This is a genomic window from Pseudonocardia oceani, from assembly GCF_019263585.2.
Classification (GTDB): Bacteria; Actinomycetota; Actinomycetes; order Mycobacteriales; family Pseudonocardiaceae; genus Pseudonocardia; species Pseudonocardia oceani.
Genome location: NZ_JADQDF010000001.1, coordinates 5151231 through 5167842 on the forward strand (window position 1 = coordinate 5151231; position 16612 = coordinate 5167842).

Annotated in this window: 17 protein-coding genes; 12 read left to right on the forward strand and 5 right to left on the reverse strand. The window is 76.7% G+C overall.

Annotated features, from left to right (window positions below):
* Positions 1-75 precede the first annotated feature (75 nt).
* Entirely contained in the window at positions 76-510 is a 435-nt protein-coding gene (locus I4I82_RS25655; protein ID WP_226370248.1) for a response regulator, read from the forward strand.
* Positions 503-1555, forward strand: coding sequence for an anthranilate phosphoribosyltransferase (trpD, locus tag I4I82_RS25660; RefSeq protein ID WP_218596078.1), 1053 nt, complete (start codon positions 503-505; stop codon positions 1553-1555). Before I4I82_RS25655 ends, trpD begins: the two co-directional genes overlap by 8 nt.
* Positions 1556-1679: 124 nt before the next feature.
* Here trpD and I4I82_RS25665 read toward each other — a convergent pair whose 3' ends face one another.
* The 4 genes from I4I82_RS25665 to I4I82_RS25680 all read right to left on the reverse strand — a co-directional run bounded on the left by I4I82_RS25665 (position 1680) and on the right by I4I82_RS25680 (position 5753).
* Positions 1680-2501: a siderophore-interacting protein gene (locus tag I4I82_RS25665; protein ID WP_218596079.1), complete on the reverse strand. Its 822-nt coding sequence runs from the start codon at positions 2499-2501 to the stop codon at positions 1680-1682.
* The gene (locus I4I82_RS25670; protein ID WP_218592764.1) at positions 2498-3427 is read right to left on the reverse strand and encodes an ABC transporter substrate-binding protein; all 930 of its coding nucleotides are present in this window, start codon (positions 3425-3427) and stop codon (positions 2498-2500) included. The genes I4I82_RS25665 and I4I82_RS25670 overlap by 4 nt, the downstream gene beginning before the upstream one ends.
* Before the next feature lie 276 nt (positions 3428-3703).
* Positions 3704-3982, reverse strand: coding sequence for an Lrp/AsnC family transcriptional regulator (locus I4I82_RS25675; RefSeq protein WP_218592763.1), 279 nt, complete (start codon positions 3980-3982; stop codon positions 3704-3706).
* Positions 3983-4055: 73 nt separating this feature from the next.
* Complete coding sequence (locus I4I82_RS25680) at positions 4056-5753, reverse strand: DEDD exonuclease domain-containing protein (RefSeq protein WP_372451505.1); 1698 nt, start codon at positions 5751-5753, stop codon at positions 4056-4058.
* Between the two features lie 263 nt (positions 5754-6016).
* On the opposite strand from I4I82_RS25680, the gene I4I82_RS25685 reads away from it, so the two are divergent.
* The 4 genes from I4I82_RS25685 (at position 6017) to I4I82_RS25700 (ending at position 10206) form a co-directional block, all read left to right on the forward strand.
* Complete coding sequence (locus I4I82_RS25685) at positions 6017-7330, forward strand: NYN domain-containing protein (protein ID WP_218592762.1); 1314 nt, start codon at positions 6017-6019, stop codon at positions 7328-7330.
* Positions 7331-7401: 71 nt separating this feature from the next.
* Positions 7402-7704 carry a hypothetical protein gene (locus I4I82_RS25690; protein ID WP_218592761.1) on the forward strand — a complete coding sequence of 101 codons (303 nt, stop codon included), beginning with the start codon at positions 7402-7404 and terminating at the stop codon, positions 7702-7704.
* Positions 7705-7960: 256 nt separating this feature from the next.
* Positions 7961-9004, forward strand: a complete 1044-nt coding sequence (locus I4I82_RS25695; protein WP_218592760.1) for an NlpC/P60 family protein — start codon at positions 7961-7963, stop codon at positions 9002-9004.
* A gap of 83 nt (positions 9005-9087) precedes the next feature.
* Complete coding sequence (locus I4I82_RS25700; protein WP_218596080.1) at positions 9088-10206, forward strand: glycosyltransferase family 4 protein; 1119 nt, start codon at positions 9088-9090, stop codon at positions 10204-10206.
* Positions 10207-10316: 110 nt separating this feature from the next.
* Here the strand turns inward: I4I82_RS25700 and I4I82_RS25705 are convergent, their stop codons facing one another.
* A complete protein-coding gene (locus tag I4I82_RS25705; RefSeq protein WP_218592758.1) occupies positions 10317-12098 on the reverse strand; it encodes an AMP-dependent synthetase/ligase in 1782 nt (593 codons plus the stop codon).
* Positions 12099-12204: 106 nt separating this feature from the next.
* Here I4I82_RS25705 and I4I82_RS25710 point away from each other — a divergent pair, with 106 nt between their 5' ends.
* The 6 genes from I4I82_RS25710 (at position 12205) to I4I82_RS25735 (ending at position 16585) form a co-directional block, all read left to right on the forward strand.
* Positions 12205-12597: a polyketide cyclase / dehydrase and lipid transport gene (locus tag I4I82_RS25710; RefSeq protein ID WP_218596081.1), complete on the forward strand. Its 393-nt coding sequence runs from the start codon at positions 12205-12207 to the stop codon at positions 12595-12597.
* Between the two features lie 9 nt (positions 12598-12606).
* Positions 12607-13395, forward strand: a complete 789-nt coding sequence (locus I4I82_RS25715) for a metallophosphoesterase family protein (protein WP_218594722.1) — start codon at positions 12607-12609, stop codon at positions 13393-13395.
* A 78-nt stretch (positions 13396-13473) separates the two neighbouring features.
* Positions 13474-13914 carry an SRPBCC family protein gene (locus I4I82_RS25720; protein WP_218594721.1) on the forward strand — a complete coding sequence of 147 codons (441 nt, stop codon included), beginning with the start codon at positions 13474-13476 and terminating at the stop codon, positions 13912-13914.
* Between the two features lie 21 nt (positions 13915-13935).
* Positions 13936-15159 carry an ArsA family ATPase gene (locus I4I82_RS25725; RefSeq protein ID WP_218594720.1) on the forward strand — a complete coding sequence of 408 codons (1224 nt, stop codon included), beginning with the start codon at positions 13936-13938 and terminating at the stop codon, positions 15157-15159.
* A complete protein-coding gene (locus I4I82_RS25730) occupies positions 15156-15635 on the forward strand; it encodes a hypothetical protein (protein WP_226370249.1) in 480 nt (159 codons plus the stop codon). Before I4I82_RS25725 ends, I4I82_RS25730 begins: the two co-directional genes overlap by 4 nt.
* A complete protein-coding gene (locus tag I4I82_RS25735) occupies positions 15629-16585 on the forward strand; it encodes an ROK family protein (protein ID WP_226370250.1) in 957 nt (318 codons plus the stop codon). The genes I4I82_RS25730 and I4I82_RS25735 overlap by 7 nt, the downstream gene beginning before the upstream one ends.
* The last annotated feature ends 27 nt before the right edge of the window (positions 16586-16612 follow it).

Consider the following 16612-nt stretch of genomic DNA (forward strand, 5'->3'; position numbering starts at 1 on the left):
ACCAACTTCTACAGCCTGTCGGGGACCCAACGGGTTCCTCATCGCAACGTCACGTCGCGGTCTAGAGTTCCGCGCGTGAACAGCCCCGTCGCCCCGGAACCCCTGACCGTGCTGGTGCTCAGCCACCGGCCCGAGGTCCGCGAGGCCATCGTCAACGCCATCGGTCGGCGGCCGGCGCCCGATCTCGGACGCGTCACGTTCCTGGAGGCGAGCGGCATCGCCGAGGTGCTGGCCGCCGCCGACGCCGGATCCGTCGACCTCGCCGTGCTCGACGGCGAGGCCCAGCCGACCGGCGGCATGGGCGTCTCGCGCCAGCTGAAGAACGAGATCACGAACTGCCCGCCGATCATCGTCACGGTGCGGCGGCGCGACGACCGGTGGCTCGCCACCTGGTCCCAGGCCGACGCGGTGCTCGTGCACCCGCTCGACCCGATCACCGCCGCCGAGACCGTCGCCGACGTGCTGCGCCGCTCGATCGCCGGTGAGCTGCCCGTCGCGCACCGTGGCTGAGCAGGGCGCCGGGTCGCGCACCTGGCCCGCGCTGCTGGGCAGCCTGATCCGTGGCGAGGACCTCGACTCCGGCGACACCGCCTGGGTGATGGACCGCGTCCTGTCCGCGGAGGCCACGCCCGCCCAGCTCGCCGGGTTCCTCGTCGCGCTGCGGGCCAAGGGCGAGACGGCCGTCGAGGTCGCCGGGCTGGCCGAGACGATGCTCCGCCACGCCAACCGGTTCTCCGTGCCCGGGCGCGCCGTCGACGTCGTGGGCACCGGGGGCGACCAGGCCCAGACCGTCAACATCTCCTCGATGTCGGCCGTCGTCGTCGCGGCCACCGGGGCACCGGTCGTCAAGCACGGCGGGCGTGCGGCGTCCTCGGCCAGCGGCACCGCCGACGTGCTGGAGGCGCTCGGCGTCGCCATCGACCTGCCCGCGGCCGGGGTGGCGGCCTGCGTCGCCGAGGTCGGGATCGGGTTCTGCTTCGCGCCGGTGTTCCACCCCGCGATGCGCCACGCCGCCGGCACCCGGCGCGAGCTGGGCGTGCCCACCGCGATGAACGTGCTCGGGCCGCTCACCAACCCCGCGCAGCCCGCGGCGGCGCTGATCGGCTGCGCGTTCCCCGCCCTGCTGCCCGTGATCGCCGACGTCCTCGCCGGGCGCGGCACGTCCGCGCTCGTGGTGCGCGGTGACGACGGCCTCGACGAGATCACCACCGCCGGCACGACCACGGTGCACGTGGTGTCGGCGTCGCAGGTGCGGGTGGAGACCCTCGACCCCACCGCCCTCGACGTGCCCCCGGCCACCCGCGAGGACCTGCGCGGTGGCGACGCCGGCGTCAACGCGGGGGTGTTCCGGGCCCTGCTGGCCGGGGAGCACGGTCCGGTGCGCGACGCGGTGCTGCTCAACTCCGCGGCGGCGCTGGTGGCCTTCGACGGCCCCGGCCCCTCCCTGGTCGACGACCTGCGCCGCGCGCTGCCGCGGGCGGCGGAGGCGATCGACTCGGGGGCGGCGGAGGGCCTGCTGGCCCGCTGGGCCGAGGTGTCGACGAGCCTGCGCTGACGCCCGGCCCCGCCCGCCGCACCGGCGCCCACCCCCCACCCCAGCGACAGTGGAGTGGCTTTACTGCCACTGGGCGCCAGTAGAGCCACTCCACTGCCACGAGATCGGGGGCGGGGGCGGGGCGTCAGGTGGGGCGGGGGCGGTCGTTCCAGTAGCCCTGCGCGCTCACCCGGCCCGCAGCCACGCCGACCTCCACCAGCAGCGCCCGGACCCGGGCGACGCGGGTGCTCTCCGCCGCGACCCACGCGTAGAAGCCCGGGCCGTGCGCTGCCGCCGCCGCCCCGTGCTCCTGCACCCAGACCCCGGCCGCCGCGAGCAGTCCGCCGCGGGGGAGCCGGGTCACGGTGACGCCGGGCGGAGCGGCCACGGCGTCGGCGGGGTCGTCCACCTCGACGAGCGCCGTGCCGCCGACGCCGGGAGCGAGCGCGGCGAGGATGCGGCGCAGGGCGGGCAGCGCGGCCTCGTCGGCGACGAGCAGCACCGCGTCGGCGTCGCCGGGCTGCCACTGGACGCCGTGGCCCGGCCGGCCCCGGCGCACGTCCGGCCCGGACACCAGCAGGCGCTCGCCGACCCGCGCCGCGGCCGCCCACCGGCTCGCCGGGCCCGGGCTGGCGTGCACGAACACGTCGACGTCGACCTCGTGGTCCGTCGTCCGCACCGCGCTAGGCGTGTAGCTGCGCAGGACGGGGCGGCCGGCGTCGGGCAGCTCGCGCCACGTCGCGCGCCACTCCCGCTCGGGCACCGGCTCGGCGCGCGGGGCGAAGGCCTTCGGGTAGCCGCTCTGCGGCACGAGGAGCTTGATCCGCTGGTCCGGGCCGTGCGCGACGAAGTGCGCCAGCTGGGGGCCGTGCAGCGTGAGCCGCACGAACCCCGGCGAGACCCGGCCGACCGCGGCCACCCGGGTCTCGAACAGGGCGTTGGGCGACGCGTCGAACGCTCCCGTCACGCGGCCGCCCCGGAGAGGATCCGCTCGAGGTCGTCGAGCACCGTGAGGCCGCCGAGCGGGCCGACGCCGGTGATCCAGAAAGACTGGTCGACGACGTGCAGGTCCGGGAAGGACTCGGCGCGCACCGCCGAGACGGCGGGCGGGATGACCGACTCGTCGCCCGCGGTGGTGCCGGTGACCAGCACGAGGTCGGCCCGGGCGTCCAGGACGAACTCCGGGGAGAGGTCGACCGAGATCGAGTCCTCCCAGTCCCGCGGCGGGGTCGTGAAGCCGGCGCACTCGAGCGTGCTGCCGGCGAACGAGGTGGGCCCGTAGAGGGTGAGCTGGCCGTCGCGCGGGCGGATGAGCTGCGCGGTGCGGCCGGCGGTGCCGTACGCGGTGGCGACCTCGTCACAGCGCTGCTCGTAGCGGTCGAGCAGGCCCTGCGCCTCGGCGTCGGCGCCCAGCGCCTGCCCGACGAACCGGACGTTGTCCTGCCACGGGTCGGCCTGGCTGGCCATGAACACGGTCGGGGCGATCGCGGACAGCCCGTCGTAGAGCGCGCTGTGCCGCGACTCCGTGCCCAGGATCAGGTCGGGGGCCAGCGCGGCGACCGCCTCCAGCGACGGCTCGGCGACCGTGCCGACCGGCGTGACCGACCGCGCCTGGTCGCCGAGGTAGGCCGGGACCGAGGCCGTCGGGTTGAGCACGGCCGCCCCGACGGGGACGCGGCCCAGCGCGACGGTCGTGTCGAGCTGCACGGGCTCCAGCACGACGATCCGCTGCGGATCGGCCGGCACCTGCGTCTCGCCGTGGGCGTGCGCGACGGTGCGCGGCGCGGCGGCCTGATCCGGGGTACCGGTGCTCCCGCCGCAGGCCGACAGCACGAGCGCCGCGGCGACCGCGGCGACGGCCGCGAGCGGGCGACGGGTATGGGGGGTGGGCATGGCGGGAGCCGTCCTCTCGTCGTGATCAGAGGTGAGGCTAGCCTGACCACAAGGTGGGACGGCCCCTGCGTGGGACGGCCCCTGCGTGGGACGGACCCTGCGTGGGACGGACCCTGCGTGGGACGGCCCCTGCGTGGGACGGACCCTGCGTGGGACGGCCCCTGCGTGGGACGGACCCTGCGTGGGACGGACCCTGCGTGGGACGGACCCTGCGTGGGACGGACCCTGCGTGGGACGGACCCTGCGTGGGACGGCCCCTGCGTGGGACGGCTCGGCTCAGCCCAGGCCGGCGGAGAAGGTGTCCTCGGTGTCGGCGCGGGAGTAGGAGCGGAACGCGATGTGGGTGTCGGTGCGCGTGACGCCGTCGATCTTGCTCAGCCGCCCGGCGATGACGTCGGCGAGCTCGTCGTGCTGCGCCACCTTGACGATCGCGATCAGGTCGACGTCACCCGCGCAGGAGTAGACCTCGCTGATGCCCTCGAGGTCGGCGATGGCCTGCGCCGTCTCCGGGATGCGGTCGGCGGCGGTGTGCACCATGACGATCGCGGTGATCACGGCGGGCTCCCTGTACGTCGGCGGGCCGGGGCGGGCGCGGCCCGGCGTGCCGACCGTAGCCCGTGGCGCGGTGTCAGTCGCCCGGCACCTCCAGCGGACGGGCGCGCTCGGCCCACGCCGTCCAGGAAGGGGCACCGCGGGCCGGTTCGGCCCACTCGGGCGCGCTGTGGACCAGGCGGGTGCCGCCGGTGGCCAGCCAGCGGTGCAGCAGCCGGACCTCCTCGTGCGGCGCCCCCCGCAGCGGCCCCGGGCCAGTGAGGATCGTCTGCGCGCCCAGGCGCAGCGCGTCGATCACCGGCATCGGGGCCACGCCGCGCGGCGCCACCCCGGCCGCGGCCAGCCGCCCGTGGCGCAGCACTGCCACCTCCCAGCCGCCGCGCCCGTCGGGCCGGGCGCCGACCAGCTCGTCGACCTGCGCCAGCGCCGCGAGCCGCTGCGTGCGCGCGAGCGCGAGGATCAGCGCGGCCAGCCGGTCGCGCCGCACCGCCGCGTCCTCGAAGCGCTCGCGCTCGGCCAGCGCGTCGACGGCGTCGGCGAGGCGGCGCAGCGGGGTGTCGTCGCGGCCGTCGACGAGGTCGGCCAGCGCGTCGACGGCCGGGGTGTACTCCGCCGCGGTCTGCAGCCCGGCGCAGGGCGCGGCGCAGCGGCCCATGTCGTGCAGCGCGCACGGCGTGCCGGTGGGGCGCAGGGGGATGCGCGGCGTGCAGGAGCGCAGCGGCACGGCGTCGAGCAGCGTCTCCGCCGCCGTGCCCGCCGCCCGCCGGGACGGGAACGGCCCCAGCGCGCCCTCCCGCGGCGTCGTGACGACCGACAGCCGCGGGAACGGCTCGACGGTGGCGGCCACCCACCAGCCGCGCTGCGGGTTGCGCGAGCGCCGGTTGTAGCGGGGCCGGTGCGCGGCGATCAGTCGCAGCTCGCGCACCGACGCCTCCAGGGAGTGCGCGCAGACGACGGTGTCGACGCGCTCGGCCAGCGCGACCATGTCGCGCACGCGCCGCCGGCGCTCCCCGGCGGTGAAGTAGCTGCGGACGCGGCGGGCCAGGTCGCCGCTCGTGCCGACGTAGAGCACCTCGTCGCGCGGGCCCCGGAACAGGTACACCCCCGGCGCCGACGGGACGCCCCGCGCCAGCGTGCGCTTGCGCCGCTGCCCGGTGGTGGGCCGGTGCGGCGCGGAGTCCTTGGCGAGCGCGAGCAGCTCCTCCAGGCTCTGCACGCCGAGGTTGCCGATGCGCTCCAGCAGGTGGTGCAGCACCTCGACCGTGGCCGCGGCGTCGGCCGGGGCGCGGTGGTCGGGCGTGGTGGCGGTGCCGAACAGCGCGGCCAGCGCCCCCAGCCGGACGCTCGGGGCCTCCTCGCGGGGCAGCACCGCCCGGGCCAGGCGCGCGGTGCACAGCACCGGCGGGCGGGGCCAGGCGTGTCCGTGGCGCTCGCACGCGGCGCGCAGGAAGCCGGTGTCGAACGGGGCGTTGTGCGCCACCAGCACGGACCCGCGCAGGAACTCCAGCAGAGCGGGCAGCACGGCCGGCACCGGGGGAGCGGCGCGCACCATAGCCGTGGTGATCCCGGTGAGCGCGACGATCCCCGGCGGGATGCCGACGCCCGGGTCGACGAGCGTCGACAGCTCGCCGATCCGCTCCCCGCCGCGCACCTTCACCGCGCCGATCTCGGTGATGGAGTCCTTCTTCGCGGAGCCGCCGGTGGTCTCCAGGTCGAGCACGACGAACGTGACCTCGCGCAGGGGCGTGCCCAGCTCGTCGAACGACAGCTGCACCTCGAGGGGCGGTTTCTGCACCTCGGGTGGCGGGCGGGTCTCGCGCGAGGCCGGGGGAGCGGTCACGGGCCGCACGCTAGCGAGGCCCCCCGACAGAACCGGTCGAACATCGGTTCGCACCGCCGGAGCCGTCGGGCGAACGGCACTGTCGCCCAGGCCCGTCGGGCGGGAGTGCCGTTCGCCCGACGTGGGCCGGGCCACGATGCGGTGCCCGCCCGAGCGCGGCGCCGGTGTGCGGGCCGGAACGCGGATAACCTGGACCGATGTCCGCGACACCGGCCCCCGAGGGGGGTGACCCCGTCGACTGGTCGCGCCTGCCCGACGCGGTGCGCGCCCGGCTCGCGGACGTCGCGGCCACGGCGGTCGGCGGGATGCCGGCCACCGAGGTGCCGGTCCCGCTGCGCCGCCTCGCCCGGTTCACCCCGGCCAAGCGCGCGAAGCTCGGCGGCCCGGCGCTGCTGGCGGAGCTGCGCGCCTCCACCGTGTTCCGCACGGCCGTCGTCGCCTGGTGGGACGAGCACCGGTCCGGCGAGCTGGTGCCCGCCGCCGACGACCCGCTGACGGCCGCGGCCGCCGCGGTGCTGGCCGGCGACGAGGCGGCGGCGCAGGCGGTGGCCGCCGCGGCCCACCGCGGTGACGTCGTGGAGCTGCGCGCCGAGCGCGACGCCGCGCTGTCGCGGGTCGACAAGCTGTCGGTCGAGCTCGAGCGCCTGCGCGGGGAGCTCGGTGAGGCCCGCGAGCAGGCCCGCTCGGCGGGCGACCAGCGCGACGCGGAGTACCAGCAGCTGCGCCGACGCGTGTCCGAGCAGGGCGCGAAGCTGCGCACGCTGCTGGACGGGCGCGCGGAGGCCGACCGGGTCGTCGAGGAGCTGCGGGCGTCGTCGGCGGCCGAGCTGGCGCATGCTCGGGCCGAGGTGGAGCGCGAGCGCGGCCGGGCCGAGCAGGAGCGGCGGCGGGCCGACCGGGCGGCCGCGGAGGTCGCGGCGGCCCGGCAGGCGGCCCGCGAGGCCCGGCAGGCCGACGAGGTGCGCCTGGGCCTGCTCGTCGACACCCTCGCCGGCGCGGTCACCGGGCTGCGCCGCGAGCTGGCGCTGGGCGGCGGCGGGCCGCGGCCGGGCGACCTCGTCACCGGCGCGGGCGCGGCGGCCGGCGGCGGCGCCGTCGACGGGCTCGCCGCGCTGGACGCCCTGCTCGCGGTGCCGACCGTGCACCTGGTCGTCGACGGCTACAACGTCAGCAAGACCGGTTACCCCGAGCTCACCCTGGCCGACCAGCGCACGCGCCTGGTCGGGCAGCTCGCGGCGCTGGCCGCGCGCACCGGGGTGGAGGTCACCGTCGTGTTCGACGGGGCGGGCGTCGTCGCGGCGCCGATCCGCGGCTCGCGCGGGGTGCGCGTGCTGTTCAGCGACCCCGGCGTGATCGCCGACGACGTCATCCGCTCGCTGGTCGCCGCCGAGCCGCACGGGCGGCCGGTGCTGGTGGCCACCTCCGACGCCGAGGTCGTGCGGTCGGTGCAGCGGCGCGGGGCCTACACCGTGCCCTCCACGGCCATCCTCACGCGGCTCGTGCGCGGCTGACCGCCGGAAACTGTCAGGGGTCGCTCCTAGCGTCCCTCCCCGACGGCACCGAGCCGACCGGAGGGAGCGACATGATCGTCGACTGTGAGAGCTGCGAGGTCCGCGGGAACGCCTGCGGCGACTGCGTGATCGGCGTGCTGCTCGGGGTGCCGACGGTCCCGGCCCGGCGGCCCGAGGGCCGGTCCGGCGACGTCGCGGCGGCGCAGGACGGACCGTCCGGCGCGTCCACGGTGCAGCTCGACGCACCGGAGCAGCGCGCACTCGCCGTGCTCGCAGATCAAGGCCTGGTGCCGAGGTTGCGGCTGGTGGCCGCCCCGCGTCGCCCGGCGTCCGGTGCTCGCGACGATGGGGGAGCGGCCCGTGACACGGGGTGACATCACGGCGTTACCGAACCGTCTCCGCAGGTGGACGCCTCCGTTCGGGGGCGTGCCGGGCGCGACGCGCCGGTCGCGCCCCGTGGTGGACGCCCCCTGGTCGCCTCCGTAATCTCCCCGAGGCCGTGCGGTCCGTCAGCCATTCGAACGCGAAGGGCGACGTACGGTCACCATCGTTACTCCGTTCGGCGAGCGTCGTTGCTCCGGTAGAGCAGAACGTCGGTCACGATGGTGGGAACGAAGGAGACGCGTCCGCGTGCTGTCACCCGGCAGGACCCGCCCCGGCGCACCGGCCCTCGTGGCGGTGCTCCTGGCCGGCGCTCTGGCCCTGGTGCTGGGGGTCGCGCCCGCCTCGGCGCAGCCCGCCCCGCCCGACAACGCCACCGACGCCGCCGCCGCGCTCGAGCAGGTGCAGCGCGAGGCCGAGGTGCTCACCGAGGAGTGGCACGCCGCCACCGATGCGCTCACCGCCCGGCAGGAGGAGCTCGCGCGGATGACCGCGGCCGTCGAGCCGGCCCGCCAGGCCGCCGACGCCGCCCGCGCCGCCGAGGAGGAGTACCGCCGGCAGGTCGACGCGCTGGCGCTGACGACCTTCGAGAGCGGCAACCTCGACCAGTTCAACGCGCTGCTGGCCAGCGGCTCGCCCGAGGACTTCCTCGACCAGATGTCGGTGCTGGAGATGCTGGCGTCCGACCAGCGGATCGCGCTGGCGGAGCTGATCGCCGTCGTCGAGGACACCGAGGCGGCGCAGGCCGAGGCCGACGCCGCCACCGCCCGCGCGCAGTCGGCCGCCGACGCGGCCGCGGAAGCCGAGCAGGAGGTCGCCGCCCGCAAGCGCGACGCCGAGGTGCGCATCGAGGAGGCCGAGGCCCTGCTGGAGCGGCTCAGCCCGCAGCAGCGCTCCGACCGCCTCGGCCCGGGCGTCGACGGCCCCAGCGGCCCGATCAGCGGCAGCGGCGCGGGCGTCGTCGCCCTGCGCGCCGCCATCACGCAGCTGGGCAAGCCCTACCAGTGGGGCGCCGAGGGCCCGGGCAGCTTCGACTGCTCCGGCCTCACCTCGTGGGCGTTCTCCGAGGCGGGCGTCACGTTGCCGCGGTCGTCGTCGGCGCAGGCCGGGGTGGGCCGCTCGGTCGGCTGGGACGACATGCAGCCCGGCGACCTGGTCTTCTACTACAGCCCCGTCAGCCACGTCGGCATCTACGCCGGCGACGGCAAGATGATCAACGCCCCGCAGACCGGCGACGTCGTCAAGTACGCCACCGTGTCCAGCAGCGCGTTCAGCGGCGCCCGCCGCATCTAGACCTCGTCCGCTCCCCGGGCTCGGGCGGCGGCCGAGGTCACCGGCCGCCGCCCGGGCTCACCGCCCGTCCTAGGGTCGCGCGTGTGCCCACCCTCCTGGTGACGAACGACTTCCCGCCGCGCACCGGGGGCATCCAGACCTACCTGCACGAGCTGGCCCGGCGGCTGCCTCCGGGGGAGCTGGTCGTGTACGCCCCGGCCTGGCCGGGCGCCGCGGAGTTCGACGCCGCCTACGGCCACCCGGTGCACCGCCATCCGACGTCGCTGATGCTCCCCGGCCCGGCCGTCGCGCGCCGGGCCGTCGACCTGGTCCGGCGGCACGGGGCGCGCACGGTCTGGTTCGGCGCCGCTGCCCCGCTGGCCCTGCTCGGGCCGTGGCTGCGCCGCCGGGCCGGCGTGGCCCGGGTCGTGGCGAGCACGCACGGGCACGAGGTGGGGTGGTCGATGCTGCCCGGCGCGCGGCAGGCGCTGCGGCGGATCGGCGAGGACGCCGACGCGGTCACGACCATCTCCCGCCACACCCGCGGGCGGATCGCCGCGGCGTTCGGGCCGCGGGCCGTGCTGGAGCACCTGCCATCGGGCATCGACACCGCCCGGTTCCGCCCCGACCCGGCCGCCCGCGCCGCCCTGCGCGCCCGCTACGTCCTCGGGGAGGCCCCGGTGGCGGTCTGCGTGTCGCGGCTGGTGGCGCGCAAGGGCCAGGACGTCCTGGTGGCCGCCTGGCCCGTGGTCCGCGCACGGGTCCCGGACGCGCGGCTGCTGCTGGTCGGCGACGGTCCCGACGCCGGGCGCCTGCGCCGCCTCGCCGCCGGGACGCCAGGCGTCGTCCTGACCGGGGCGGTGCCCGAGAACGAGCTCGCCGCGCACCAGGCCGTCGGCGATGTCTTCGCCCTGCCCTGCCGCACCCGCGGCGGCGGGCTCGACATCGAAGGTCTGGGCATCGTCGCGCTGGAGGCGGCGGCGTGCGGGCTGCCGGTGGTCGTCGGCCGGTCGGGGGGCGCGCCGGAGACCGTGCACGACGGCGTCACCGGGCACGTCGTCGACGGCCGGGACGTGCGCGCGGTGGCCGCGGCGGTCGGGGGCCTGCTCGCCGACCCGGCCCGGGCGGCGGCCATGGGCGCGGCGGGACGGGAGCGGATGGTGGCCGACTGGACCTGGGACGCCCGCGTGGCCCGGCTCCGGGGGCTGCTGACCGGCCCCTGAGCGCGCTTCCCGAGATGCGGGAAGGCCACCTTCATGACGAACAGCGCCATGAAGGTGGCCTTGCTGCAAGAACGGGGCGGGGGCGAGGGCGGCGGGGCGGGGCCCCCATATCAGCTGTAGATCGCCGCGATGTCGTCCGCGAACGTCTTCGCCACCACCTGCCGCTTGACCTTCATCGTCGGGGTCATCTCCCCGCCCGCCTCGGTGAAGTCGACCGGCAGGATCCGGAACCTGCGGATCTGCTCGGCCCGCGACACCGCCTTGTTGGCCTCGTCGACCGCAGCGTCGACCTCGGCCAGCAGGTCGGCGTCGTCGACGAGGTCGGCAGCGCTGTCGCCGGCCGGCTTGCCGTGGCGCTCGCGCCAGCCGGGCAGGGCCTCGCTGTCGATCGTGACCAGCGCGCCGATGAACGGTTGCGCGTCGCCGACGACCATGCACTGGCTGATCAGCGGGTGGGCGCGCAGGCGGTCCTCGAGCACGGCGGGGGCGACGTTCTTGCCGCCCGCCGTCACGATGATCTCCTTCTTGCGGCCGGTGATCGTGAGGAAGCCGGCGTCGTCGAGCTCGCCGATGTCGCCGCTGCGGAACCAGCCGTCCTCGATGGCCTCGGACGTGGCGGTCTCGTTCTTCCAGTAGCCGCGGAAGACGATCGGACCCTTGAGCAGGATCTCGCCGTCCTCGGCGATCCGCACCGCGTGCCCGGGCACCGGACGCCCGACGCTGCCGACCCGCTGGGCCGCGAGCGTGTTGAGGGTGATGCCGGCCGAGGTCTCGGTGAGGCCGTAGCCCTCGAGGACCGGCAGGCCGACGCCGCGGAAGAAGTGGCCCAGGCGCGCGCCCAGCGGGGCGGAACCGGAGACGGCGGCCACGACCGCGCCGCCGACGGCCATCCGCAGCTTGCCGTACACGAGCCGGTCGAACAGGGCGTGCTTGGCGCGCAGCGCGATGCCGGGGCCGCCGGTGTCCAGCGCCTTCGACCAGGCGATCGCGGTGTCGGCGGCGGCGTCGAAGATCTTGCCCTTGCCGTCGTTGTGGGCCCGCTGGCGAGCGCCGTTGTAGACCTTCTCGAACACGCGCGGCACCGCGAGCAGGAACGTCGGCCGGAACGCGGCCAGGTCGGGCAGCAGCTGCGCGACGTCCGGGGTGTGCCCGACGATCGTGCGGGTGCACATCGCGCCGAGCTGGATGGCCTTGCCGAACACGTGCGCGAGCGGCAGGAACAGCAGCACCGACCCGCCCGCCGTGAACAGCTCGGGGAAGACCTGCGTGACGGCGCGGACCTCGGTGAGCAGGTTGCGGTGCGTCAGCTCGCAGCCCTTGGGCCGCCCGGTGGTGCCCGAGGTGTAGATCAGGGTGGCCAGGTCGTCGCCGCCGACGGCGGCGCGCCGGGCCTGCACCTGGTCCGAGGTGAGGTCGACGCCCGCGGACGTCAGCGACTCGACGGCGCCCGCGTCGATCTGCCACACCGTCACCGACGGCGCGGCGACGCCGGCGACCAGGTCCTTGTGCTTGGGCGACTCCACGACGATGCCGACGGCGCCGGAGTCCTCGAGGATCCAGCTGACCTGCTCGGCCGACGACGTCTCGTAGATCGGCACGGTGACGCCGCCGACGGCGAGGATCGCGTAGTCGAGCAGCGTCCACTCGTAGCGGGTGCGCGACAGGAGCGCGACCCGGTCGCCCGCGGCGACCCCGGACGCGATCAGCCCCCGCGCGACGGCGGTGACCTGCTCGGCGAACTCGGCGGCGGTGACGTCGGTCCACGCGTCGCCGGTGCCCCGGCGGCGGTAGACGACGTCGGCGCCGTGGGCGGACGCGTTGTCGTAGACCGCGTCGACGAGGTTCTCCTCGTCACCCACGGTGATGGTGGCGGGAACGCTGTACTCGCGCACTGGACCAGTCCTCCTCGGCTGCGGCTGGGCGCAACCTACCGTGCCGTAACCCGTGTGGGGGAGGGTCGGAGCCTGTCCGGTTCGCCCGGTCCGGCAGTCTGGCGCCGTGCCCTCGGTCGACGTGGTGGACGAGACGTTCCTGGCGGTGCCCCCGGAGGTGGTCGCGGCGGAGTTCGCGGTGCCCGCCCGGTGGGTCCGGTGGTGGCCCGACCTGCGGCTCGCCGTCGACACCGACCGCGGCGTGCAGGGCTTCCGCTGGACGGTGACGGGCGCGCTCGTCGGCAGCATGGAGGTCTGGCTGGAGCCGGTGCTCGACGGCACGGTGCTGCACTACTTCCTGCGTGCCGACCCGCCCGGTCCGGACGGCCGCCCGGCCCCGGCCCCACCCCGCCGCGGGGCCGCGGAGGCCCGGCGCCGCCAGCGCGCGGCCAAGGCCGTGGCCTTCGCCTGCAAGGACCGGCTGGAGGCGGGCAGGGCACCCGGGGAGCCCCCGACCTAGGATCGGATCATGCGCGTGCACGTGGTCTCCGACGTCCACGGCAACGCCGAGGCGCTCGCCCGAGCGGGCGACGGTGCCGACGCCCTGTTCGTGCTGGGCGACCTGGTCGACTTCGTCGACTACCAGAACCCGCACCGGGGCATCCTCGGTCGCGTGCTCGGCCCCGAGGTGAGCAGCCGCTTCGGCGAGATCCGCACCAACGGCGCCCCCGGCGAGCTGATGGAGTTCGCGCGCCGGGCCTGGGAGCGGGTGCCCGACCCGCCCGCCGTCGTCGCCGACGCCGTGCGCGAGCAGTACGCCGAGCTGTTCGGCGCGATGACGGCCCCGACCTGGGCGATCCCCGGCAACGTCGACCAGCCCGACCTGTGGCCCGAGTTCGCCCGCGACGGCGTCGTCGACGCCGACGGGCGGGTCGTCGAGGTGGGCGGGCTGCGCATCGGGTTCGTCGGCGGCGCGCCCCTGCCGCCCGGCGTCGAGCCGCGCCGGGGCGGGCCGTGGAAGCCGAACATGCTGCGGTTCGCCGAGTTCGAGGCCCGCGCGGCCGCGCTCGGCACCGTCGACGTCCTGTGCAGCCACGTGCCGCCCGCCGTCCCCGACCTGGCCTACGACGTGGTCTCGCGCCGCGCGGAGTCGTCCTCGCCCGGGCTGCTCGACGTCGTCGTGCGCGACCGCCCCCGCGTCTCGCTGTACGGCCACGTGCACCAGCCCCTGGCGGCGCGGGCGCGGGTCGGGCGCACCGAGTGCGTCAACGTGGGGCACTTCCGGCGGACCGGCACGCCCTATGTCCTGCGCTGGTGACGCCCGGGTCCCGCGCTGGTGACGCCCCCCTCCCGCGCTGGTGACGCGCAGCGGGAAACCGGCCGGTAACCTGCCCGCATGGCCAACGCGACCACATCGTCGATCGACATCGCCGCTCCCGTGGAGCGGGTGATGGCGGTCATCGCCGACTTCGAGGCGTACCCCGAGTGGGCGGAGCAGGTCAAGAGCGTCGAGGTCCTGGAGCCCGGCTCCGGCGGCCGCCCGGCCCGCGTGAGGTTCACGATGGACGCCGGCCCGATCAAGGACTCCTACACCCTCGACTACGACTGGGCGCCCGACGACCGCTCCGTGAGCTGGACGCTGGTCAAGGGACAGATGCAGAAGGCGCAGGACGGCTCGTATGCGCTGACCGAGTCGACGGGCTCCACCACGGTCACGTACTCGCTCGCCGTCGACCTCAACATCCCGATGATCGGCATGCTCCGCCGCAAGGCCGAGAAAGTGATCATCGACACCGCGCTCAAGGGTCTGAAGCGGCGGGTCGAGAGCGCGGGCTGAGGGCCGGATACCCTCCGCCCCGTGCGCGTCGTCCTGTTCACCGGCAAGGGTGGCGTCGGCAAGACCACCCTCGCCGCGGCCACGGCGACGCACCTCGCGCGCACCGGACGCCCCGCGCTCGTCGTCTCCACCGACCCCGCGCACTCGCTCGGTGACGCCCTGGAGACCGACCTCGGTGGCGACCCCGTCGAGCTCGAACCGGGGCTGCACGCTGCGCACATCGACACCCACGCCCTGCTCGACCGCTCGTGGGGGCAGCTGCAGGGCCACCTGCGCACGATCCTCGCCGGGGCGGGCGTCGACGAGCTCGTCGCCGACGAGCTGACGGTGCTGCCCGGCGTCGAGGACCTCCTCGCGCTCGGCGAGGTGCGCCGCTACGCCGAGGGCGGGCCGTGGGAGGTCGTCGTCGTCGACTGCGGCCCGACCGCGGAGACGCTCCGGCTGCTCGGGCTCCCGGAGGCACTGTCGGGCTACGTCGAGCGGCTGTTCCCCGCGCACCGCCGGGCCGTCCGCGGGATGCTCGCGGGCATGGCGGCGGGGGGCAGGGAGTCGACGACGGCGTGGGAGTCGACGATCGACGCCCTCGACGCGCTCGCCGACGACCTCGGCGGGCTGCGCGAGCTGCTCGGCGACCACACCCGCACCTCGATCCGGCTGGTGCTCACCCCGGAACGGGTCGTCGCCGCGGAGACGCGCCGCACGCTCACCGCGCTCGCGCTGCACGGCCTGCGCGTCGACGACTGCGTCGTCAACCGGATCGTGCCCGGCCCGCCGGCGTCGCTGCGCGGCCCGGCCGCGCGGTGGCTGCGCGAGCGGTACACCGAGCAGCAGGCCGTGCTGGTCGACCTGGCCGGGCTCGGGGTGCCGCTGCGCACCGCCGACCACACCGCGGCCGAGCCCACCGGCACCGACGCGCTGCGCGAGATCGCCCGCGGCCTCTACGGCGACGACGACCCCGCCGCCCCGGGCGCGCAGGCGCCGCCGCTGCTGCAGGTGCGGCGCACCGCGGGCACCGGCACGTCGAAGGACTCGGAGTTCGAGCTGGTCCTGGCCCTGCCCGGAGCCGCCGACGGTGCGCTCGACCTCGCCCGCGTCGGCGACGACCTCGCCGTGAGCGCGGGCGGCACGCGGCGGATGGTCGCGCTGCCGTCGGTGCTGCGCCGCTGCGAGGTGGTCGGCGCCCGGCTCGTCGGCGACGACCTGTGCGTGGTGTTCCGCCCCGACCCGGCGCTGTGGGTCCGGTGACGGCCCCCGGGTGCGGCCCGCACGCGGGCCTGGGCGCCGAGCTGCGCGCGGTCGCCGTCCTCGTGCTGGACCGGCTGGGTCCGGCGCTCGACGGGCTGGGCCGCGAGGGGACGGGCCGCGACGGGTCGGGCCGCGACGGGTCGGGCCGGGAGGGGTCGGGCCGCGACGCCGGTGCGTCGGGGGAGGCGCTCCCGGAGGGCTCCTCGCCCTGCTCCGTGTGCCCGGTCTGCGCCGTCGTCGCGCTGCTGCGCGGGGAGCGCCCGGAGCTGGCGGTCCGCCTCGCCGATCACGCCGCCGGCCTGCTGGACGTCCTGCGGACCGCGCTGCACGAGGGTGCGGGGGCGCCCGCACCGACCGGGCCCCCGACCGCACCTCCGACCGCGCCGCCGTCCTCCGCGGCCGAGCCGCCCGCCCGCCGTGTGCAGCGCATCCCCGTGGTCCGCGAGCCCGCCCGCGCCGGCGGCGGACGGTGCTGAAGCGCACGGCGCTGACGGTCGGGGTCGACGTCGGCGGCACCAGCGTGCGAGCCGGGGTCGTCGACGCCGAGGGCGCCGTCCTGGACACCGCCCGCGCCCCCACCCCGCGCGGCGAGGCGGCGCTGGAGGCCACGGTCGCGCGGGTCATCGGCGAGCTCGCCGGGCGGCACCGGGTGTCCGCGGCCGGCCTCGCGCTGGCCGGCTTCATCACCCCCGACCTGCGCGGGGTCCGCTTCGCCCCGCACCTGTCCTGGCGCGACGCCCCGGTCGCCGACCGGATCGCCGCGCGCACCGGGCTGCCGGTCGTCGTCGAGCACGACGCCAACGCCGCCGCGCTCGCCGAGCGCCACTTCGGCGCCGCCGCCGGGGCGTCGACGGTGGTGTTCGTGGCGCTGGGCACCGGGATCGGCGCGGCCCTGCTCGTCGACGGCGTGCTGTTCCGCGGCGCGCACGGCGTGGCGCCCGAGCTGGGACACCTGAGGGTCGTGCCCGGCGGGCGCCCCTGCGCGTGCGGCAAGTCGGGCTGCTGGGAGCGCTACTGCAGCGGCACCGCGCTGGCCACGACGGCCGTCGAGATGATCGCCCGCGACCCCGGGCTCTCGCCCGCGCTGCGCCGGCTCGTCGTCGACGACCCCGGGCGCGTCACCGGGCGCCGGGTGGCCGCGGCGGCGAAGGAGGGCGACCCGCTGGCCTGCGCGGCCGTCGCCGACCTCGCACGGTGGCTGGGGGAGGGGCTCGCGCTCGTCGCCGACGTGTTCGACCCGGAGCTCGTCGTCATCGGGGGCGGGGTGTCGGCGTCGGCGCCGCTGTTCCTCGACGACGCCCGCGAGCACTACGCCTCGCGGCTCACCGGGGCCGGGCGCAGGCCGCTGGCCCGGATCCGCACCGCGCAGCTCGGCGAGGACGCCGCCGTGGTGGGCGCGGCGCGGCTGGCGCGCGAGGCCGGCTGAACGCCGGGCTCCGGTTCCGGGCAGAGG

What these genes read in the sequence shown, in the direction of transcription:
- I4I82_RS25670 (WP_218592764.1), bottom strand. Translation starts at nt 3,427, where the DNA reads ATGCCCACCCCCCATACCCGTCGCCCGCTCGCGGCCGTCGCCGCGGTC.
- I4I82_RS25685 (WP_218592762.1), top strand. Translation starts at nt 6,017, where the DNA reads ATGTCCGCGACACCGGCCCCCGAGGGGGGTGACCCCGTCGACTGGTCG.
- I4I82_RS25690 (WP_218592761.1), top strand. Translation starts at nt 7,402, where the DNA reads ATGATCGTCGACTGTGAGAGCTGCGAGGTCCGCGGGAACGCCTGCGGC.
- I4I82_RS25715 (WP_218594722.1), top strand. Translation starts at nt 12,607, where the DNA reads ATGCGCGTGCACGTGGTCTCCGACGTCCACGGCAACGCCGAGGCGCTC.
- I4I82_RS25720 (WP_218594721.1), top strand. Translation starts at nt 13,474, where the DNA reads ATGGCCAACGCGACCACATCGTCGATCGACATCGCCGCTCCCGTGGAG.